Source organism: uncultured Winogradskyella sp. (genome assembly GCF_947496485.1).
In the GTDB taxonomy this organism is placed as follows: domain Bacteria; phylum Bacteroidota; class Bacteroidia; order Flavobacteriales; family Flavobacteriaceae; genus Winogradskyella.
The window spans coordinates 72,364-95,646 of record NZ_CANMCZ010000001.1; the positions used below are offsets into that span (position 1 = coordinate 72,364).

Genomic DNA, 23,283 nt, shown 5'->3' on the forward strand with positions numbered 1-23,283 from the left:
ACCAATGAAACTACAATTCAACAAAAACTATTTAGTGCTTGCGCATTCATTATTCTTAATAGAATTAGCAATCGCATTTATCATAAAAACAGGATTTATTCGCTACACTTTTGGCGATTATCTTGTTGTCATTTTACTATACGCAATTATAAGAGGATGCTCTAGCCTGAGTGTGAGGGCCTCAGCTTTAGTCGTCCTCTTTATTGCTTATGGTATAGAACTACTCCAACTCACACCATTCTTAAACTACCTCAATTTACAAGATAGTTTTACTGCTTCGCTAATTTTTGGGAACACTTTTCATTTCACTGATTTAGTAGCCTATACTTTAGGAATTGGCACTGTATTATTAGTTGAAACTATAATAATTAAATCTGAAGACAAACAAAAAATGAGATTATGGAATCAATAAAAGCACTAATTCAAAATAAGTTTAAAACCTTATCACTCGTTACAATAGCATTAGCATTTAGTGTCATTGTGCTAATAGTACGAATGAAACTAAACAAATCCTTTTTCTTTCTGTTTCTAATCTGGAATGTGTTCTTAGCAATAATTCCATACACTGTAACTATGTATCTCGATACAAAATCAAATCTTAGTAAAATTAAACTTGTGTTTTGGTTTCTAGTTTGGTTAGCATTTCTACCAAATGCTCCTTACATCGTTACAGACCTAATTCATATTAGAATCGGCAACGATTCTCTTTTATGGTTAGATGTATTAGTCGTTTTATCTTTTGCCCTAAGTGGGTTGTTTTTGTTTTACTTATCAATTCTAGATATGCAAAAATTAATCTCAGAAAACTTTAAGCGCATTCCTGTAGAATCAGTAACAATACTCGTTTTATTTTTATGTGGCTTTGGTGTATACTTGGGTCGTTTTTTACGTTACAATTCTTGGGAAATTATAAGTCAGCCACATATTTTAATTTCAGATATCATTGATATTGTTATTGCCCCATTTCAAAATTTTGAAGCTTGGTTTTTTACTTTAGGCTTTGGTATGTTTCTAGTTGTTGGCTATTGGATGTTTAAAAATTTGAATAAATCGTAACCAGTAACTTAATAAATCGTCTTACTTTTAAGTATAAATAAGAATTTTGCGATATCTAGTTCTAATAATCATATGGATTCACTTTATTGGATGCTCTTCATCTAGTAATATTGAAAATGAAACCAGTTCGCACCTAAAATATTTTGGATTCGCTATAACAGATTGTGGAATCAACTATACTAATCAGGTTGACAATTTTGTCAATTTAATTGATATGTGTCCTGAAGATTTGAGCAATCTTGAATCTAGAGTTTCAGCAAATACACTGAACAACAATAAGGTTTTAATTCATTTACAAGGCTTATTTATAAATGCAATTGAAGACTCTAATTCGCCATCAGGATTTAGATATGAATTACTAAATAATTACGAAGAATTATTTTCAACATGGACTCACAATAATCAGTTCTTAACTACAGAATCTGTTGCTGCTTTTGATTTTGCCGATGAGCCTGCTTGGAATCAAATGAGCATGAATGATTTGGCAATAGTTGCTGCCCGAATAAAGCTAAGTTTCCCAGATATTCCTTTAATGGTTATTGAAGCACCAGATGTTATCAACCAACTCATTATTACTAATGATATTGATTGGGTAGGATTTGATCGTTACGGAACTATAGACCCAAAAAATGACTCTGATTACCTTAGTCGATTAGAATTGATAAAGTCAAAACGTACTAATAGCAATCAAAAGTTAGTTTTAATAATGGAGTCGCAATGGTTAGATTTTTATTCTGATGCTGGTTTTGAAGAATCTATTCTAATCGACATGGCAAATAGTTACCATGAATTAGCACAATCTGAAGACGATGTTATTGCTTTGATTTCATATTTACTTCCCAGTGCATTTGATGCTCCAGACCAAAAAGGGTATTTTGATTTATTGCCAGAAGTGAAAACAGCAATTAGAACTATTGGAAATGAAATAGTCAACTAATCCCTATTCTTATCTTGAATTTTCCTCACAATTTTTGTCGTTCTATTTCTGGTCAACATTCTAGGGAGTATCGATAAAAACTTATTAAAAAGTCCAGGAATTGCAACTACTCTGCTATTGTGCATTGCTTTATAACCATATGCAGCTACTTGCTTAGGACAGGCCATGTTGAAGCCTATTTTATTATCTCCAACACCTTCGGAAACAACATCTTGAAATGACGTTTTTGTTGGTCCAGGACACAATACTGTAACAGTCACACCTGTTCCTTTTAACTCATTTGATATGGCTTGAGAAAAGGACAAAAGATAAGACTTAGATGCATAATATAATGCCATTAATGGACCAGGTTGAAACGCTGCTAAAGAAGATAGATTCAAAATTTTACCAGAACCCCTTTTCACCATACCAGGAAGAATTAACTTAATTAAATGGGTAGTGGTTATAATATGTAAGTGTAACATCTCAGATTCACGCTTCCAATCTGTATCATGAAATGTCCCAAATAAACCAAATCCAGCATTATTTACAATGACATCTATATCAGTCGCATTTAGGTCATTATAAATTTCTTCTGCAATATTAATTAGACTTAAATCCTTAATTAACAACGTAATTTTGGTATGGTAGTTTTTTAATATTCTGATTTTCGCTTCTTGTAACTTCTCAGAATCAATATCGATTAAAATTAGGTTATAGCCATCCTTAGCTAACAATAAAGCGAGCTCAAATCCAAGTCCTGAAGCTGCTCCGGTTACTAAAGCAGTTTTTGATGTTTTATTTGTTTCCATCAACAAAATCCTGAAGGTAACTAAATCTTTTTGTTAGTTTACCATTCTCAGTAATCTTAGCGCGTTTTAAAACTCCGCTTTCATCATTATTAAAGAATGCAGGAAGAACATGCTCTAAGAATGTAGTCCCAAAACCTTCACTGGCATCTTTTGGTAATTCGCAAGGCAGATTATCTACTGCCATAACTGTGATTGCACCTTTTTTATCAAAAGCAACTTCTTTTTCAGTTTTAGAATCATAACCATAAAAGGGCTCTGCAATTGTTGAAGGACGAATAGTACTCGCCACAGGGCCATCTATATCACAAGAGATATCAGCCACTAAATTGATTCTAAAATCTGAATGTTTGGCATCTTCTCTGGTAAATAAATAAGGTGCATTATTACCATAAAAGTGACCAGCAATAAAGTAATCCGTTTCTTTGGCGTAAGGCATAAAATTACTTTCATAACCTATTGGATCTTTATAAAATTCCCACTTATCGCCTACTTTACCATCTTTACGTTTGGCATATTCCATAACATCTGCCATAACATAAACAGGTTCAGTAAACTTTGATGTTAAATACAACGCGTCACTTATTTCCTTAATTCCTAAATGATCTAAAATTTCCTTAGCACCATGTGCTACCTTACCTGTACCTGTAAGCAAAACTTTAATATTTGGTATGGTAATTTTATCAAGTTCTGCCTTTACCGCATTTAAATCAGCAAGCGTTTCCACTTTTGGTAAGTTGAATATTCCGTCTCGTAATCCCAGAGCTCTAAACCCATTGTAAGCACCAACCAAACCAGCATAACGACCAAAACCAATTAAACGCATGTTGTCTTTACGAACTATAGTTTCGTGGTCATACATTTCTATATTCTTTTCTAGCATAGCTATTAAAAGCTTTCTATTATAAGGTTGTTCTTTAATAGTATGTGAAAAGTAGAAATACTTTTTATTCGGAATTAAATCTTCGATCGGCACTTCCTTAACTCCAATCATAACATCTGCATCAGACACATCATCAGTGACTTCAAATCCTAACTCAGCATATGCTTCATCAGAAAAAACCCTAATATCTGAAGATTCAACCACAAATTCAGCATCTGGAAATTGGGCTCTAGCTTCGGCTAAGGTTTCTGGCGAAAACACAACTCTTCTGTCTGGTGGGTTTTTACGTTCTTTTATGATGGCAAATTTCATACAAATACTATTTAGCAACTGACAAAAGTGTCAATTTACAATATGGAATAATTTTTGCACGAAAATAACTGGATTTAAGAGGTTGCACAACTTTTTTTGTAACTTCGCTCTCCTTTTAATTTAAATTTTGGGGTCGACTGGTTTTGACAGCGAGATTAGTTAAATGGTAAGCACGTCGTGTAATGGCATTGAAACACGTAAAAGGCTAGACCAAATTTTAAACGGCGAGAATAACTACGCTTTAGCTGCATAATCTGAATTATAGTAAGATTGGCCTAGGTACACATGGTGTACAAGCTAAATGTCTCCAGAAAGCCTTGGTTAATGGCGTTCTTTTTTGAGGCATCGTAAAAATTGACTAAGATAGTGTAGCGCTTTGATGCACTTTCGAGATTAAGAAGCTAAGTTTTAAGTAGGTTGTCTTTAACCAGCTTATAATCGAAAACCTAAGAATAGACTAAACGTGTAGAAAGCTCTTTGGTTACTTGTTTGGACGAGAGTTCGATTCTCTCCGACTCCACACTAAAAAAACCTGATTTTAAATGAATCAGGTTTTTGTATTTATATAAGTTACTCAATTTAGAACAATCAATTTTTATACTTCTTAATAGTAATATTTAGTGTTAACCCAACCACTATGAGTAATATCCCAATTAAACTCCAAATCGTATAGATTTCCTTAAACCATAATAATCCAATTATTATAGTAAAAATAACTTCTAAGTATTTCAATGGGGCAACTTGATTGGTTTCTCCAACTTGCATTGCTTTGGTCATGTACAGCTGAGCAAAATATCCAAAGACACCCAAACTCATAAGCACTAGCCATTCTTTACCTATAGGGTTTACCCAACCATTAATAGCCAAAAGCCCACCAATAATTGTAGAAATAACCATAAAATAATTAACCACTACTACGGGATGATCTTCGTTCCCAATTTTTCTTATTGTTATATAGACTAAACCAGCAAATAAAGCAGATATTACAGCAAAAAGAATACCTTCTATCTGTACTTCCGTATCAAATCCTTTTAAAACTAAAACTCCTAAAAAAGCGATACTAAAGAACAACCATTGTATAGGTTTTACTTTTTCTTTTAAGAGGAATAATGCAAAAAAAGCTGCAAAAATCGGAGCAATATATCGAATAGAAACGGCTGTACCCATTGCTATATATTTTAATGACAGAAAGAATAAGGTCATAGAAATAAGCCCAAAAACACTACGCATTATTAATAAACTTCTTTTGTTTCCTAATAAGGAAATCTTATTTTTTAATAAATATGGTATTGTAAAAAACAAAGATCCCACAGCTCTAAAAAACACTATTTGATAAACACTGAAGTTACTTAATGACTTTACAAATACATTCAAAAATGTAAATGCAAGAGCACTAATTATCATGTATTGTATCGCCTTTTTCAGAATAAGAATTGCTTTTTAGAATCAAGTGAATTTAGAAAAGGCAATGTAAGGATAAAATCATACAAAATTATTAGAAAATAATACGATTACGACATAATTTAAATGCTATATTTAAAAACGGAACTGTTTTTGATTATTTTTATAAGATCAAAATTTTGAACTTAATTTAAACATGAAACCATTACATTTATTTTCACTGATTACCACTGTCCTATTCATAAATTTTGCTGAAGCTCAAAACATTACAGTTTCTAATATTGATGAATATAATGCTGCTCTATCCGAAGTTAATTCTGGAGGTACAATTATTTTAAAAAATGGCGAATGGAAGGACACCAAACTTTTAGCCCATGGAAATGGAACTAAAGAAAAACCAATTATTATTAAAGCAGAAACTGCTGGTGAAGTTATCTTATCTGGTGATTCTAGTTTAAGTATTTATGGTAGTCATGTTATAGTAAGTGGCCTTTGGTTTAAAGATGGAAAAACAACATCCAAACACGTTGTTCAGTTTAGGAAAAACTCGAAAGAATTTGCTAACAACTGTAGATTTACAAACTCTACCATTTCTTACTTTAATGTTGCTGATGAAAGCATAAAAAATCACTGGGTAGATATTTGGGGCAAAAATAATAGAGTAGATCATAATAATTTTACAGGAAAAGAATCTTCTGGCACTACACTGGTGGTTTGGTTAAAAGGTGAAGAGCATATAGAAAACAATCACCAAATAGATCATAACTATTTTGGACCAAGACCAGATTTGGGCGAAAATGGTGGAGAAACGATTAGAATTGGCACAAGTGCTAACTCTATGAAATCTTCTAAAACTATAGTAGAATATAATACCTTTAAAAAGTGTGATGGTGAAATAGAAATTATCTCTAACAAATCTGGAGATAATATCTTTAGAAACAACTTATTCGTTGAAAGCCAAGGAACATTAACTCTAAGACATGGTAATAATGCACTAGTCGAAAACAATGTATTCTTAGGTAATAATGTGTCGCGTACTGGAGGCATAAGAATCATAAACGAAGGGCATATCGTTCGTAATAATTTATTAGTTGGATTAACTGGAAATGGTTATAGAGGACCAATAGTCATTATGAATGGAGTTCCGAATTCACCTTTGAATAGATATCACCAAGTTAAAAATGTTGATATTCAAAACAACACCATTATTAATTGTGGACCTATGACTTTTGGTGCTGGTAAAGACGACGAAAAAAGTTTAGCTCCTATCAATACTGTTTTTGCAAACAATATTATTACCAACACCAATTCTGGAAGAATCCTAGATGTTGTAGATAACATTGATGGTATTTCTTTTAGTGGCAACGTTGTTGACAGTAATGCCAATGTTGACCCTAAATATTTTACTCAGACATCTATTGATTGGAGTATTCTAAAATCACTTCCAATGCCAACTGAAAATAATCCTGTGCTTAAAAGCGTAACCAAAACTGCAAAAAGTCCAACTATTGATATCACAGAATCTCAAAGAGATACTTATGTTGCCGGTGCGTTTAACCTCAACAATACCAAAATACCAAAAGCAATTTTAGCCAGAACTGGTCCTGGCTGGAAACCTAATATAATAGCTCCAATAACAAAACCGGAAGATTTGGTAATAGAACCAGGTACAGGTACTCTATCTAAAGCATTCAGTAAAGCAAAAGATGGAGATATTATTACATTAAAAGAAGGAACTTACATTTTAAATAAAAGCCTAAAGGTAAATAGTAAGATAACTGTTGTTGGTGCAGAAAATGGGAGTACAATAATTAAAATGCAAGAGGATATTGAAAAATCTTTTAGTTATTTTTTAAGAATTAACCAAGGAACATCACTAACCATTAAAAATGTAACTTTTGACGCCGCGCATAGCAGACCACCGAAGTACGCCATTGTATCTCCAGATAAATTAGAATCTGATCTTTACGAACTTAAGGTAGAAAACTGCACTTTTAAAAATTTCTCAACTAAAGATGGAGGTAGTATTTTTAAAGCATATAATGGTACAATGGCTAGTCTTTTAAGTTTTAAAAGTTGTGAATTTTTAGATAGTTATAGAGGTTTAAACCTGTCTTATGATAAAGATAATCTAGGAAAATATAATGCAGAAGAGATTCTAATCAATAACTGTATCTTTAATAATATCGAAGAGTTTGCCGTAAACTATACGAGAACTATCCCAAATATTAATATTGAAGGTGGAAAAATCACTATTACCAATAGCATATTCGACAAAGTCGCTAATGAAGAGAAAGGTCGCATTATTAGAACCAATGGAATTCACGAGGTAACCATAAAAAATTCAGTTTTTATAAATAGCTATAAGGCACAAAACCCGATAAATTTGCAAGGTGTTAATGCTATTATTAAAAATTGTCTATTCGATGACAGTGGTTTTCCTAAATTAAGTAAAGGAGCTAAAGAGATGAATATGATTTATAAAAATCCTAAATGGGAAGATAAAGAGAAATATATTCCTAGTGAAAAATCACCTTTATTGAAAGAAAATAATGGAAATGAACAGATTGGATTGACACAAAGTTAAACCTTAAGTCAATATCAATTCAATTAAAAAGGGCAACTTATTAAGATAAGTTGCCCTTTTATGTAAATTTTGAATTCTAATTATTCAATAACAATTCGCTTAGTTACAGAATTATTTCCAGAGTTTACTTTAAGTAAATAAACACCTGATGCTATTTCTGAAACATTTATTGAGTCGTTAATCAGACTGGAAGCAGCAAATACTCTTTTTCCAAGAATATTATATAATTCAACAGAATCAATTTGTGATAGATCTGATGATTTAATAGTAATATTTGATGTTGTAGGATTTGGATATACTTTAAAACTTGATGCAGAAAATTCTTCAGTTGAAAGAACACCTAAGTTAACTAAAGACAGATTATCCATTCTAACTTCCGTATCTCCATTCATCCAACCTTTATCTTTACCAGGATCCCCATGCGCCGCTGCGTCGTAAGGTCCAACGGCTCTTACAAATATAGCTAGGCTTGTTTCGGCACCTGTGTTAAATGTTATAGTAGGTGACATAGGATTTAAATCTGAAGTGCTTCCCGCAGGAACTATAGTAGCATAAGCAAGCTGATTGGTAGCTGATTCTACCTCAGCGATATCATCGTAGCCAAATCCATCTTGAGCAGCTATATCTGGTGTTTCATATAAAGGTGTGTATCCATCTACGTATCCACTACCTTTTAAAACTATCACTTCAATAAATTGAGTTGTTGTTGTAGTTGAACTATATCTAAAATCAATATCTAATGTATAGTCACTGTTTGCTTCAACAGCTACCTCTTGATAGATACCGTCAGATTCAACGTTATCAAATTTTACTACATCGTTACTGCTTATAGAAGAAGACTCAGCTTGGTCTGCAATGTCTTTATTAATCCAACCAGAACAAGAACAATCAGAACCTGAAGATTTAGGTATATTGTCAAAAACAGCATTGTGGACAACTGGTTGAACTTGGGCATATCCCAAAGCTGTTAAAAATAATAATGCAAATAGTAGTTTTGTTTTCATAATTTTTTGTTTTTATATATTAATGATCAGTTAAATTTATTTTAATTTCTAGTTATAAATATTCTAAACAAGTATGTCAATTGTACAAACCTCAATAAATTGTGATAAAAATTTGGTTTACCAATCTGGTTTACCAAATATAGTGATTATTTCTTAATCCACAACAGCGGAAACTTTATTGGCATATTTCTTATAATTTCTTGTTTTTCAGGAATTTCCGGAAGAGATCTCCAAAGTTCTAAATAACTTTCATCATTATAAGCCAAGGCACCAAATAAAACAGAGGTTTGTTTTGTTGGCCAATCTTCCCAATACATCACATCTTTTTGATATGGCCAATCATCCTTACTTTTTATATATTTAGTCATTAAATTTAGTCCTAAAACCAGACTCTTTCCATCTTCAGTTTCAAACTTAAATAAGTCATCGTTATTGGTCGACAAAATTTGTGCAAGTCCACAAAAAGCATCTAAGTTAAAAATAGAGTATCCATATGGTTTTGTTCTCGCCAATTCTTTGGGAAAACTTCCATCCTCACCCATTTGCTCTGGCAGTAAGGTGTTTTTAAAAAAGTTTTTGCACCATGTCAGTTGTTCTTCGTTTTCTGTAAGTTCTGCAAAAGCAGCAACCTGCATTGCCCAACATGTACTGTGATTGTTACCATTATCACGCTCCTTTTTTCCGTAACTATGAGAAGTTAACCAACTCAAGTAGTCTTGAAACCATTCTTTAACCATTTTTAAATCAGAGTCTTGCATTAATCCTGAAGTCTCAACTACACGTATTGCTTTAGAAACTTCGATTAAATGAATTGTATCAATGATGCCAATACCTCTTCCTGTAACACGACCTTTTATAGCTTGTGCATACATTAAATTAGGGTTCATTTTAGTTTCATTGTTAACGAACCAAGCTCTTAAATGTGGAATTAAATCCTCAATATATTTATTGTTTTCTGTGACTAAATAAGCTGAAGCAAGAGATCCTGAAATTCTACTTAATCTTATCATAGCTATGCGATGCTCTGTAAAATTATCGGGATTAGTTAAACCGTCTTTTCTAATGTAAGCACTATCTGGATGCTTGGGATTTGGCCACCAATAATCACCTTCAGAATAAAAATCATGAATTCCACCAGCACTTCTTTCAGAATAATAAGACGTTACTGTTAAAGGTTTAAGATTAGAATAGTTTTTTGCTTCCTTAAGAATATATTTTCTTTCTAAGTCTAAAACAACTTGGAAATCCGTAGGCTGCTCTGTGCAGTTAAACACTGTACCTAAAAGAAAAATAATAAGCTTATAATGCCTCATGAAAAAATAAAAAAATCTTCAAACTTCAGAAGTATACTTTCGTTTGAAGATTTTAAATCAAATTACTAATAAACTACTCAATTGTTAAATATGTACCTTTAAAATTCTGATTTAATACCATCATTTTTATAGGTTGATCTGTTGCTATTCGCTTTACCTCAATAGAAGCTTTTCCATTTGCCATTTCAATAGACTCGCTACCAGTTGGAGTTCCTAAGCTTTTATATGTTTCACCGCCAGATAAACATTGAAAATAAACTCGTTTCTCATAATCTAAACAGCGTAATCCATTACTGTCGTGAGCTATTGCAGTTATAAGGTAATTCCCATTGTCCATTATCTTATATTCTAACTTTAACCCTTTTGCCTTTTCATTTTTTGTGAATCGATAATTTACATCTAACTCATCCTTTACTTCATTTCCATCGTTTGTTTTACCAACAGACACTAATGAGTTTTTACCTTCTTTAAAGTTGAGTGACCAATTTAATCCTGCGGCAGGAAATGCCTTAGTATCTCGCCTTTTAGTTCCAAGACTTTTCCCATTTAAAAATAATTCTACTTCACCACAATTACTGTAAACGCTTATATCTCTAGCCAAATCTTTTGGACCTTGACGTTCTGTCCAGGTATGTGATTCTATATAAGTAAAAGGATCTGTTGTGTTCCAATAACTTTTAAATACATAAAACGCATCTTTTGGATTGTTATCTCTATCTACCAAGCCTTTTTGATTCATATAAGGGATTGCATTTTCTGGTCGTAATGGTGTACCAAAATCTTTAAAAGCCCATTGTGCATTACCTATAAAAGTTGAATCATTTTCTGAAATGCGCAAGTGCCAATCAAATAAGTCAACAATATAATTCTCACTCCAATCGCCTATTTGTGCAATATTTGCTACATCTGTTTGTACAATCGCTTCTTCCCAACCATCAGCCTGTATTTTACCTTCACCTGTAATAGGATTCTCGGTATGTCGTCCTAAATGACTCGACCCACCATATTCAGTATGTATAAAATGTTTATACTCTGCTTTATACTGATTAATTGCTTTTTGATAACTTTTATAGCTTCCAGAATACCAACCAGACCAAATTGATGGTGAAAAAACATCAACTATATCAGCTCCTTCATAATACTTTCTAATCGCTGTTTTACGTGAATGATCTAACTCATGCGCATAGTCATTCAATTCTTTTAAATAGACATTAATATTCTCTCTATTATCACCTCCTTCAAAATCTGGTAGCCAATAAATTTCATTTCCTAAAGACCAAAAAATAATACTTGGATGATTATAATTTTGCTCAATAATTTCCTTGAGCATACCTTTAGTATTTTTCTTCCATGCGTCATTTCCTAATCCACCTCGGCACCAAGGTAACTCATCCCAAACTAATAAGCCAAGTTCGTCACAAGCTTTATAAACTTCAGGATCTTGAGGATAATGTGCTAATCGCACAAAATTAGTTCCCATATCTTTAATGAGTTCCATATCCGCTCTATGCTGTTCATTACTCATTGCTGCACCAACACCTGCATGCTCCTCGTGCCTGTGAGTTCCTCTTAATAATAATCGCTTACCGTTTAAGTAGAAGGCACCGTAATCTTTAAACTCGAACCATCTAAAACCTACTTTATCCGAAATCTCATCTATTACAGCTTCTTTATCTAAAAGCTGAACATTTAACGTATAGAGGTTTGGATTATCAGTATCCCAAAGTTTAATATTCTCAATCCCATTGAAACTAATTTCTAACTCTGAATCTGAAGCGTCGAAAGCTTGAGATCGTATCTCATTACCTTCACCATCAATCAATGTTGCCTTAATTCTTGAATCATCATTTAAATTATTGACGTCAAAAACTGCCAATAAATCTGAACTTTCGTTTGAAACATTTGGTGTCGTAATTTTTAAATTAGATAAATGCTGTGATGGTAAAGTTTCTAACCAAACATCTCTGGTGATACCTCCAAAAATAAAAAAGTCACTTTTTTGAGACGGAATAACTTCTGGATCATAGCCATTATCAGCACGCACTAAAATTTCATTCGATCCACTTGAAATTGCATTAGTAATATCAATCGTAAAACCGATGTAGCCACCAATATGACCACCAACTTTGTTGCCATTGACATAAACTTCACATGTAATATTGACACCTTCAAAATAAAGCTGATAGATTTGACCTGAAACTTTAAAAGGTATATCTAAAGTCTTTTTATACCAACTTCCTGATCGTCTGTAACCTGGCTCTAAATCTGTTGCATCTAATGCATTCCATGTATGAGGCAAGTTTATATTTTGCCAATTGTCTTGATCTAATGCATCACTTATGTTTTCTGTATTGTTTTCTAAATACAACCAGTCATTATTTATATTTGTTTTACTGCGTTCTTGACTTTTGTTTTCAGTCGTATTATTACAAGAGAACAGCAAGAAACTGAAGCTACATATAGCTACGAACTTAAAAAGTATAGATTTTGATATCATATATTATAAAGCGTTTAATCTCAGTAAAGTTTCTAAAAAATAATAGTCACCATAAACTATTGGTTCATCCATTTCATCTTTTTTAGGCCAATTACCTGTACTATGATCTAAAATAAATGGAGCTTCTACAGCAGCGTCTAATATATAAGCTTCAGACTGTAGACTATTGATGACCTTTTTACTATAATCTAAATATCTTTTGTCTCTTGTATACCCATAGAGTTCAACGAGTGCTGACGCCACAACTGTACCAGCAGATACATCTCTGACTGCGTTAGGTATTCCTGGATCTTCAAAGTCCCAATATGGAATGCCATCATCAGGTAAATTTTTGTGATTTAGAAAAAAGTTAGTACTCGCAATAGCTCTGTCTAAATACTTTGTATTCTTAGTATAACGATATGCCATTGTATAACCATAAATTCCCCAACCTTGTCCCCTTGCCCAAGAAGACTCATCATTATATCCTTGGTGTGTTACTTTCAATCTCGGTTGACCAGTAATGGTATCATAATCTACAACATGATAACAGCTATTGTCTGGTCGAAAATGGTTTTTTAATGTTGTATTAGCATGCGTAATTGCCAATTTATGAAAAGTACTATCTCCAGATATTTTAGTAGCTTCAAAAAGCAATTCTAAATTCATCATATTATCTATAATGACAGGAAATTGCCAAATATCTCTATTGAAATCCCAAGAGCGAATACTACCAATATCTTCTTTAAAACGCGTACTTAATGTTTCAGCACTTTCTACTATTATTTTTTTATAGGCATCATTGTCTTCATGCTTCAATCCATTTCCAAAGCTACAAAATACTTTGAAGCCCATATCATGTGTACGATTATTGAACTTTTCTTGCTCAATAAAAGCTGTCCATTCTTTAGCTTTATCCTTAAACGCTTCATCTCCTGTCAACTCATATATTTGCCACAGATTACCAGCAAAAAAACCACTCGTCCAGTCCTTTGATGGTACTTTTTTAATCTCATTTTTTTTGTGAGAATAACTTCTTGGAAATGATAAAGAATCTGCTTGATAAGACATTAATTTTGCATAGCGCTTTTGTAACTGTTTCTCTATTGATTCAGGTTCTTCATTAATAGACTTTGACTCATTTTTACAACTTATCAATAGTGTAAAAGCAAACATTAGTATAAGGATATTTTTACTCATAATTACATGTAACATCTTAAAGATTAGAATAAAAACAATTCAATAAAATAACTTAGGTTTTAATATTACAATACTCAACTGTTTTTAGAATACTAAAACTAGCAAAAAGCATTAAAGTATAAGTACAAATTAGGGTATATAAATATCCTAATTATTATTTCGATAGAAGGAATGATAACATATTTCAAAGAAACAGAGATTCTTCCTTTATCAAAAAAAAAATCGACTCTATGACTAGAGTCGATTTTGATATTTATTATACTAGGTATTTAAAGCATAATTAAGAATTAATATCCTGGATTATTAGGCATTAAATTTGGATTTCTTGCTAACTCATCTGCAGGTAATGGGTATAAATAATCTTGATCCTCAGAGAATCCAGGCTTAGCACCTTCTAAACCAGAAGCACCAAATACTTGTGGCCCGATTCTTCTTCTAGCGATGTCATACCATCTCTTAAACTCAAAAGCAAGTTCCCATTTACGCTCTTCTAAAACCATATCTCTGAAATCACTCTGAGATAAACCAGAAATATCTGCAGGAAACAAACCGGAAGTTACTCCATTACTATTTCTTGCTCTAGCTCTAACTCTATTTAAATAACCTTCTGCTTCCGTTGAGCCTGGGCTAACTTCATTCAATGCCTCTGCAGCTATTAGTAATACTTCTGCATAACGTATCATAGAATAATTTTGTTGTGACCCTCTTCCATTTCCAGTAGCAGTTATACCTGTATTACGAGTGTATTTTGCAATATGTGGACGATTTACACCTCTACCACTTGCTCCACTTTCTTTAAACACTGTATAAGGCTGTGTAACTCCATTAAAGACTCCAGTAGTATCTAAACTAACAGCTTTTCTATAATCTCTGCCGTCCCATGTGTTGTAAACCTCTAGAGAAGGAACTGCAACAGACCAACCTCCACCAAGGTCATATTGTTCGTCATTTCTAAGACCAGTTAATGCTGCTTGATAATCTCTACCTGTATCACCATCACTAAATCCATTAAAATCTAAAGCAAATATTGGCTCCAATGATCCGTCTATAGTGGTAGCATCGAATAAGTCTTGAAAATCAGCTTCTAAACCTAAGTTATAAGTACCTTCATTATCAATAACTCCTTTTGCCTCATTATAAGCACTTTGGTAATCACCAGTAGTTAAATACACTAGCGCTAAATATGAATGCGCTGCTGACTTGGCAGGTATAGATCTAGCTGCTTGCGTGTTAGGCAACCAAGTTTTAGCAAACTCTAAATCTGATATAATGTTTGTATATACATCAGCAGCAGAAGTTTTGCTGATTGAGCCTGCTGCATCAGCATCTGTTACTGGTTCATCTAAATAAGGAATAGCTCCAAATTGTCTTACTAAATGAAAGTATGCAAAAGCCCTAACAAAATAAGCTTGAGCTACAACTGGATTTTTCTGTTCATCAGGTGCACCTACCAAAGCAGATCCTGCAATAGCTTGATTAGCAGCGGCTATAACTTGATAAACTCTTTGCCAATAACCCGAAATCATTCCATTATCGGTTGGGACATTAAATTCTTCGTGCTCAATTCTCCTTGTTGACGTTGTTGGATCACCTATAGATACCATATCACTTCGTAACATCAATGGCAATGACATTTTTCTTCCCCAGAAATCCTCTGTGGTCATATGTCCATAAGCTCCATTAACAGCGGTTTGAATATCTGCTACGCTGTTAAAAAATCCTTCAGGCGCTAGTAAACCTGATGGCTCCTCTTCTAAGTCTGAGCATCCCATTATTGATACACCTATCAATAATAATAAAATTTTGTACGTTTTCATGTTTTTTGTTTTTTCTTTAAATTTATTAAAATCTTAGGTTAACTCCAAAATTAAAGGATCTGACAGTTGGATAATTACCAAAATCGAAGCCTTGAGTTGTATTACTTTCTGAATTGCCTTGACCACCTGTTCCAAAATAACTTACTTCAGGATCTAAACCAGAATAATCTGTTATTGTGAATAAGTTTTGTGCACTTACCGATATTCTAACACTCTCTAAACCTATCTTCCCTATAACGTCTTGAGGCAAGTTATAACCAATGGCTATATTCTTTAATCTAATGTAACTTCCATCTTCTACGAAACGAGAAGAAATTTCTTTACCTCTAAGCTTAGCACGTGGAATATCTGTATTTGTATTAGATGGTGTCCACGAGTTTAATACATCAGTTGTAGCATTAGAATCTCCATTAAACAACTGTACATTTGTAAGATTCATAATATCTCCACCTTGTACTCCTTGAAAAAAGATATTTAAATCAAAGTTTTTATAGGTAAAGTTATTTGTAAAACCAAATGTCCAACCTGGATTAGGATCCCCTATTATTTTTTTATCATCGCCTGGAGAAATTACACCATCACCATCTAAATCCGTAAATAATTGATCACCTGCCTCTGCACCTGGTAAAATTCCTGTGCCTTCTGGTAACGAACCACCTTGGTAAACGCCTTGATATTCATAACCCCAAAAAACACCAACAGCTTCACCTTCTCTTAAAATATGGGTTTCATCTATATTAAAATAACCTGGAGACGCATCAAGTATTATATCCTCACCATCTAACAATGTCACAAATTCATTTTTATTTGTAGACCAGTTTAAATCTGTAGTCCAAGTAAAATTCTCATTGCTTATGTTTCTTGTATTTAAATTTATTTCAAAACCTTTGTTATTCATCTCACCTACATTTTTTAAGCTAGGTAAAATACCAAAGTATTCTGGTTGAGACGTTTCTCTTATAATAAGATCTCTAGTATCTATATTATAATAATCTAATGACAATGAAACTTTATTATTAAGTAAACCAACATCTAAACCAATATTTGTTTGATAAGATGTTTCCCATTTTAAATTAGGATTAGCTGCAACTTCTGGAAAAACAGCATTTACTGTTTGTCCGTTTAAGACAGCGTAAATATTATTGAATTGGGCTAAGGACTCATATGCGCCAATAGCTTGATTACCTGTTAAACCATAACTAGCTCTAAATTTTAGATTAGAGATTTCTTCAATATTTTGCATGAAGTCTTCATTAGATACTTTCCAACCAATTGCACCAGATGGAAATATAGCATACTTTTCATTTGCAGCAAAGTTAGAAGCACCATCTCGTCTTACAGTAGCAGTTAATAAGTATTTATCATCCCAATCAAAATTTAATCTACCGAATTGTGATTGAATCTCTGATTCTACAAAGGAAGAAGACGGAAGTAACGGCACTGCACCACCACCTAAATTATTAAATGAAAATGAATCTGATGTAAATCCTTGAGCACCTGCCGCAAAGCGTTGCGTATTTGTCTTCTGATAAGAATAACCTGCTAATAAGGTTAAGTTACCTTTTCCAATTTCTCTGTTATAGGTTAAGTAATTCTCACTTAAAAGACTTGTTCTCTTAAAATTTTCAATTGCAGCGCTACCACCAATAGGTCCAGCAGTCTCAGTTAATGTTGAAGGTCTAAATAGACCAAAAGTCTCATTTCTGGTACTGTAACCAAAAGTCGTTTTAAAATTAAGACCTTCTAAAATATCATAACTCGCATATAAGTTTGCTCTATAATCATCCCTTTTTGTTTGATTTACAGATTCAGTCGCAATGGCATAAGGATTGTCAACGTTATCTCCTACAGAGTTAATTGTATTAATGCCGTTTTCATCTTGTATAGGTAAATCTGGTGCAAATCTAAACATCAATGAAATAACATCATCTCCACCTCCATTTGCAGTTTCACCTGTAGATTGTGTTGGTACACCATCCTGAGATCCTCTATTGGCAAATAGATTCATACCTAGTTTTAACTTGTCTGTAACTTGCGCATCAACATTTCCTAAGAAAGATATTCTTTCAAATTCAGAATTTATAACAACTCCTTCTTGTTTAAAATAGTTGGTTGATGCATAAAAGTTAACATTTTCACTACCACCAGAAAAAGAAAACTGATGATTTGAAACGCTACCGCCTCTATACAATAAATCTTGCCAATCCGTTTCGGCATTGCCTGGTGCATATCCAGGATTTAATGCAGTTTGATAAGTTGCAAATTGATCTGCGTTTAGTAAATCAAGTTCGTTTGCAGTATTTTGAGTAGAATAATTTGAATTAACCTCAACAGTTAATTTACCGCTTCTACCCTTTTTTGTAGTTACTAAAACAACACCATTTGAACCTCTAGATCCATAAATGGCCGTAGCAGAAGCATCTTTTAAAATCTCCATAGATGCGATGTCATTAGGTTGTGGCATCGTTGCACCTACAAAACCATCTACAACTATAAGGGGATTACTACTCGCGTTAATTGAAGTATTTCCTCTAATTTTAATATTGATTGGTGCACCAGGCTCACCACCATTATTAGATTGAACTACTACACCAGCAGCTCGCCCTTGAAGTGCTTGTTCTGCATTCAATAAAGGAAATGCATTTAGTTCTTTGGCTTTTACTGAAGAAACGGCTCCAGTTACATCACTTTTCTTTACTGATCCATAACCAACAACTACGATTTCATTAAGTTGATTAGTATCTTCTAGTAACGTTACGTTAATAACAGATTGGCTTCCCACAGTTATTTCTTGTGGGACAAAACCAATATAACTGAAGACCAACACAGCCGTTCCATCTTCAACCTCGATACTATAATTACCGTCAAAATCTGTAGTTGCACCTTGGGTTGTACCTTTAACCAGAATATTTGCACCTGGTAATGGCAATCCATTCGGACTACTCGAAACTTTACCAGTTACGGTTTGCTGAGCATTTAATGCTAAGCCGAATAAAAAGAATATCGAAAGTGATATCCATTTCACCTTTGCTTTTCTTAGTTGTTTTTGCATAAGATTGTTTTTTAATTAGTTTTTGATTTAGTGATTAATATTTAAAGTATTGATTTTTAGACGTTTAATAATTGGTTAACCAAACTGGTTTACCAAATATACTAAAAATTATGTTAATTTTAGTATTTACTTCTTTACATAGTGTTAAATTTTAAATGAAGTAAATAATAATCAAACCAAGTGTAACTATTACCGAAGCTAATATTACTTCTAAATAAAACTTATTTGATTTGTTATTTTTCACATCCTAAATTTAACTTAAAACATCGTTGTAAAAATCCTAAAAAGGGGGTAAAAACATCCGAAAAAGCCTAATTGTAGTCCATTATATTTAAACTACTAATAATCTGAAGAGAATCTATTAGTATATTGGGTTGGAGTCTCACCAAATTTCTTTTGAAAACATTTACTGAAGTATTTGGGATTTCTAAAACCAACCTTATAACTGACTTCAGAAATATTGATTTTTCCTTGTTCAAGAATCTGAGCTGCACGCTTCATTCTAAAATGCATAATAAATTCATTAGGAGTAAAATTTGTCCAAGCTTTTACTTTCGTAAATAGCATAGTTCGGCTAACTCCCAAGTCCGTGCAGAAATACTGAACATCAAATTCCTCATTACCGATATTATCCTCAACAATTTGAAGTGCTTTTTTATAAAGCTTCTCATCTAAAGAGGAGATCATAATTTCATTGGGTTGCAATGGATCTTCTGACGTATATTTTTGTTTTAGACGAGAAGTAGATTCTAATAAGTTTTTAATTCTTAATTTAAACTCATTGACATCAAAAGGTTTGCTGATATAATCATCTGCGCCACTTTCTAGACCTTCTAGCTTATATATTAAAGATGTCCTCGATGTTAATAAAATAATGGGTATATGACTTGTCTTAATATCTCCTTTAATTGCCGAGCACAATTCTGTGCCAACCATTACTGGCATAATAACATCACTCACAATTAAATTTGGAGATTCTTTTTGTGCAATTTTTAAAGCCAGTTTACCATTCTGTGCTTCTAAAATGTTATAATTCTCCTCCAATATGCTTCGCATAAACTTTCGGAGTGGATTATGGTCTTCAACTAATAATATGGTTTGTTTGTCTCCAGAAAGTGGTTGCACAGCAATATCGTCTTCTATGATCTGATTGGGTGTATCTAACTGTTTTACATATTGTGAGATATCATCACTAAACTTAAAATCCCTAATTATTTCATCTTTTTTCAAATGAGCACAACCTAAGGGAAGTACTACTGAAAAAATAGATCCTTCTCCACTTTCGTTATTTCTAACGTCAATTTTTCCTTTATGCAAATCGACAATATTCTTTGCTATGGACAGTCCTATTCCTGTACCTTTGCTATAATTATCATCAGGTTGATTATTTGTAGCAACTTCAAAAAATCTATCAAAAATCTTTTCGTGATACTCTTTAGCAATTCCAACTCCAGAGTCTTCAACTTGTATTATGATTTCTTCATTTTCTTTTTTCACCTTAATTGTAATTTTACCACCATGAGGAGTGTATCTAAACGCATTTGAGATTAAATTATAAAAAACACGCTCTAGTTTATAGCGATCGTAATACACAAGTATTTCATCATCGGAAGTATGAAAACTATAATCGTAACCTCTATCCTTAGCATACTCACTAAAGGACAAATAAATTTCCTTTAAAAACTTCACAAAATTACCTTCAGCAGATTCGAGCTTTAATAAATTATTTTCAAGCTTTCTAAAATCCATTAAACGGTTAATAAGTTGTAGTAGTTGATTAGCACTACTTTCTATAATCATTAATTTTTTATACATCTTACTGCTACCCTTATAGTCCTCTAGGATCTGATGTAATGGCCCAGTGATTAAGGTTAGAGGTGTTCTAAACTCATGAGAAATATTAGTAAAAAATTCTAATTTTGCTTTGTTAGCCTCCTTGGTTCGTTCTACTTCTAGGTGCTCTAACTCTAATTGTGTTTGTAGTTTTGTTCTAGATTTTAGAATATGCATTAAAAAATATAAAGCGCCTAAAATAAGGACTCCATAAATTAAAAATGCCCACCAACTCCTCCAAGGTGCTGGTGCTACTTTTATGATTAATTGAGTAGGATTTTCATTCCATATACCATCACTGTTAGCTCCTTTTACCTCAAATACATAATCACCTGCATTTTGTATAGTATACGATGCATTATTTTCAGTAGTCTCAACCCAATCATCCTCGAGTCCCTTTAATCTGTACTTATACCTATTGTTATTAGAGTTAATAAAATTTGGGACCGCAAATGCAACGCTAAAGTTACCTTGATTATAAGCAAGTTCTAGATCTTCTGTGAAAGTGATTGTTTCTTTTAAAACTGAATTTTTATTATTTAAATCAACTGATTTTTGTTTTATTTTAAAATCTGTAATGATGACTTGTGGTGCGTAATCATTAATATAGAGTTGTTGAGGATTGAAAAAAGTCACACCAGATGGACCACCAAAATAAAACTTAGAATTTTCGACTTTAAGGCTAGAATTATCATTAAACTCATTACTTACCAAACCTTCTTTTTGATCGTAGATGATACTCTTATTCGTTTCTGGGTTAAATTTAACTAAGCCTTGATTTGTTGATATCCAAAGATTATTGCTTTTGTCTTCAAGGATACTGTGCACTGAAGATACTATAGTTTCATTAGCAATTAAATCTACTGATTGAAATTTAGAATCTATTAACTTATATAAGCCTTTAGCCTTTGTACCAACCCAAATGGTTTGGTCATTAGCTTCATAAATTGATAAAACATCGTCTCCTGCTTCAATGTTTTTCTCATAAAAATAGGTTGTGATATTACCTTCTGGATTTACTTTATTCAACCCATGCTCTGTGCCAACCCAAATATTTTCTTTTGAATCTATCTCAATGGTTCTAACCAAATTACTCGATAATGAATTCGAGACTTGCTCATTAAAACTGTAAGCATCAAATGTTTTATTAATAAGACTATATTGTACCAATCCCTTTCCAAAAGTACCTAACCAAATATTAGAATTTGCATCTTCTTTTATAGCATAAATGCCTACATCACTTAAATAGTCCATCAGTTCTGGTGAAAGTATAGATGTATTAAACTTATTTATTTTGGGATTGTATAATACAAGTCCAGAGTCGAAAGTACCAATCCAAAGATTATCATTTTTAGATATATGCAGCGATTTTATATTATCGTTTAAAAGTTGTGGTGAATTATTTTCATTAATATAACTGTAAGAGTTATTGTTTTTGTTAAGTCTGGTTATTCCACCTCCTTCGGTTCCAAAGTAGATATAGTCTTTATAATTTTCTATTGAACTTACTACATTATAGCTTAATCCTGAACCATCAGGGTTTTGAATAATATTTACAAAATTTTTATTTGATACGTCCCAAACATTAATACCACCATAATACGTCCCTATCCAAATTGAGCCTTTTTTATCTTTAAATATAGATTTTATTGAATTTTTACTTAGACTCTTTGAATCTTTAATATTTGTTGTTAAAACGGTTTCATTTTTCTTCTTGTCAACAATTACAAGGCCACTGTAAGTACCTATCCAAAGTTTTTGGTCGTCATCATATTGTAATTGTCTGGCGTTAATTTTACTTTGTACATCTTTATCATTAGATAAATAACTTTCTATTTCTTTCGTCTTTGTATGATACACCAAAACACTATGACCTCTTGTTGCAAGTAGTAAGTTTCCGCCTAAGCTCTCAACTATATCCTGAATGTATAATTCTTTAGTATTTGAGACAACTTCAAAATTTAGCTGATTAAAGTCTAAAACTTTAATCAATCCATTCGATGTACCTATATAAACTGAATTATTTTTAGTCTCGAGGATGGATAAAACTTGGTTTCCTGAAAAATCATTTTCGTTTAGCTTATTTAAAAAGCTTTTGAAAGAATCAGAGCTTTTATCATATACTGAAATGCCATTAGATGTTCCTACCCAAATAGCTCCATTAGACAATTCTTCTATGGTCCAAATTGTATTGTTGACTAACGATGATTGGTCATTACTATGAAAATATCGTGTAAATGCGTTTGTCTTAGGATTATATTTATTTAATCCATTGTAGGTACCAATCCAAATGTAACCTTCACTATCTTGCTTTATGGATAAAATATCATTGTTACTAATGGAATTTGGCTTATCCACTGAATTTCTATAAACAGTGAATTTTGTACCATCGTACTTATTTAGCCCATCTCTGGTACCAATCCAAATCTGACCTAAATTGTCTTGTTCTATGACAATTGCTGAACTTTGAGATAATCCATCTGTTGTAGATATATGTGTAAATGGATAGTTTTGAGTTTGTGAAAAACCAATAGTACTAAAGGTAAAAAGAAGCAATAAAATTTTAAGTTTATTCATTAAATCACCTTGAATGGTTTATGACTAAATATAATAAAAGATTGATT

General features: G+C 32.5%; 14 protein-coding genes and 1 other RNA gene. 5 read left to right on the forward strand and 10 right to left on the reverse strand.

Features of this window, described 5'->3' with window-relative positions:
* Nucleotides 1-4: 4 nt before the first annotated feature.
* Genes Q0822_RS00350 through Q0822_RS00360 form a run of 3 tightly spaced genes read left to right on the forward strand, consistent with a single transcriptional unit; the run spans nucleotide 5 to nucleotide 1,993 of the window.
* A complete protein-coding gene (locus tag Q0822_RS00350) occupies nucleotides 5-412 on the forward strand; it encodes a DUF2809 domain-containing protein (protein ID WP_299118752.1) in 408 nt (135 codons plus the stop codon).
* The gene (locus Q0822_RS00355; RefSeq protein WP_299118755.1) at nucleotides 400-1,056 is read left to right on the forward strand and encodes a DUF1361 domain-containing protein; all 657 of its coding nucleotides are present in this window, start codon (nucleotides 400-402) and stop codon (nucleotides 1,054-1,056) included. Before Q0822_RS00350 ends, Q0822_RS00355 begins: the two co-directional genes overlap by 13 nt.
* Before the next feature lie 46 nt (nucleotides 1,057-1,102).
* Nucleotides 1,103-1,993 carry a hypothetical protein gene (locus Q0822_RS00360; RefSeq protein WP_299118756.1) on the forward strand — a complete coding sequence of 297 codons (891 nt, stop codon included), beginning with the start codon at nucleotides 1,103-1,105 and terminating at the stop codon, nucleotides 1,991-1,993.
* On the opposite strand, the gene Q0822_RS00365 is transcribed toward Q0822_RS00360, so the two are convergent.
* A complete protein-coding gene (locus Q0822_RS00365; protein ID WP_299118759.1) occupies nucleotides 1,990-2,784 on the reverse strand; it encodes an SDR family oxidoreductase in 795 nt (264 codons plus the stop codon). The two genes, Q0822_RS00360 and Q0822_RS00365, sit on opposite strands and share 4 nt — an antisense overlap.
* Nucleotides 2,771-3,976: an NAD(P)-dependent oxidoreductase gene (locus Q0822_RS00370; RefSeq protein WP_299118761.1), complete on the reverse strand. Its 1,206-nt coding sequence runs from the start codon at nucleotides 3,974-3,976 to the stop codon at nucleotides 2,771-2,773. The genes Q0822_RS00365 and Q0822_RS00370 overlap by 14 nt, the downstream gene beginning before the upstream one ends.
* A gap of 129 nt (nucleotides 3,977-4,105) precedes the next feature.
* Between Q0822_RS00370 and ssrA the strand changes: the two genes are divergently transcribed.
* Nucleotides 4,106-4,499: a transfer-messenger RNA gene (gene ssrA / locus Q0822_RS00375) on the forward strand.
* A 65-nt stretch (nucleotides 4,500-4,564) separates the two neighbouring features.
* Here the strand turns inward: ssrA and Q0822_RS00380 are convergent.
* Nucleotides 4,565-5,404 carry a DMT family transporter gene (locus tag Q0822_RS00380; RefSeq protein WP_366125101.1) on the reverse strand — a complete coding sequence of 280 codons (840 nt, stop codon included), beginning with the start codon at nucleotides 5,402-5,404 and terminating at the stop codon, nucleotides 4,565-4,567.
* A 169-nt stretch (nucleotides 5,405-5,573) separates the two neighbouring features.
* Here Q0822_RS00380 and Q0822_RS00385 point away from each other — a divergent pair, with 169 nt between their 5' ends.
* The gene (locus Q0822_RS00385) at nucleotides 5,574-7,964 is read left to right on the forward strand and encodes a polysaccharide lyase 6 family protein (protein WP_299118766.1); all 2,391 of its coding nucleotides are present in this window, start codon (nucleotides 5,574-5,576) and stop codon (nucleotides 7,962-7,964) included.
* Between the two features lie 80 nt (nucleotides 7,965-8,044).
* Here the strand turns inward: Q0822_RS00385 and Q0822_RS00390 are convergent, their stop codons facing one another.
* The 7 genes from Q0822_RS00390 to Q0822_RS00420 form a co-directional block, all read right to left on the reverse strand.
* Entirely contained in the window at nucleotides 8,045-8,968 is a 924-nt protein-coding gene (locus Q0822_RS00390) for a T9SS type A sorting domain-containing protein (RefSeq protein WP_299118769.1), read from the reverse strand.
* Nucleotides 8,969-9,114: 146 nt separating this feature from the next.
* Nucleotides 9,115-10,281 carry an alginate lyase family protein gene (locus Q0822_RS00395; RefSeq protein ID WP_299118772.1) on the reverse strand — a complete coding sequence of 389 codons (1,167 nt, stop codon included), beginning with the start codon at nucleotides 10,279-10,281 and terminating at the stop codon, nucleotides 9,115-9,117.
* Between the two features lie 73 nt (nucleotides 10,282-10,354).
* Complete coding sequence (locus tag Q0822_RS00400) at nucleotides 10,355-12,778, reverse strand: glycoside hydrolase family 2 TIM barrel-domain containing protein (RefSeq protein WP_299118775.1); 2,424 nt, start codon at nucleotides 12,776-12,778, stop codon at nucleotides 10,355-10,357.
* 3 nt (nucleotides 12,779-12,781) lie between these two features.
* Nucleotides 12,782-13,957 carry a glycoside hydrolase family 88 protein gene (locus tag Q0822_RS00405; protein WP_299118782.1) on the reverse strand — a complete coding sequence of 392 codons (1,176 nt, stop codon included), beginning with the start codon at nucleotides 13,955-13,957 and terminating at the stop codon, nucleotides 12,782-12,784.
* Between the two features lie 287 nt (nucleotides 13,958-14,244).
* The gene (locus Q0822_RS00410; protein WP_299118784.1) at nucleotides 14,245-15,774 is read right to left on the reverse strand and encodes a RagB/SusD family nutrient uptake outer membrane protein; all 1,530 of its coding nucleotides are present in this window, start codon (nucleotides 15,772-15,774) and stop codon (nucleotides 14,245-14,247) included.
* A 25-nt stretch (nucleotides 15,775-15,799) separates the two neighbouring features.
* Nucleotides 15,800-18,826, reverse strand: coding sequence for a TonB-dependent receptor (locus Q0822_RS00415; RefSeq protein ID WP_299118786.1), 3,027 nt, complete (start codon nucleotides 18,824-18,826; stop codon nucleotides 15,800-15,802).
* A gap of 339 nt (nucleotides 18,827-19,165) precedes the next feature.
* Nucleotides 19,166-23,236: a hybrid sensor histidine kinase/response regulator transcription factor gene (locus Q0822_RS00420; RefSeq protein WP_299118788.1), complete on the reverse strand. Its 4,071-nt coding sequence runs from the start codon at nucleotides 23,234-23,236 to the stop codon at nucleotides 19,166-19,168.
* Nucleotides 23,237-23,283: the final 47 nt, after the last annotated feature.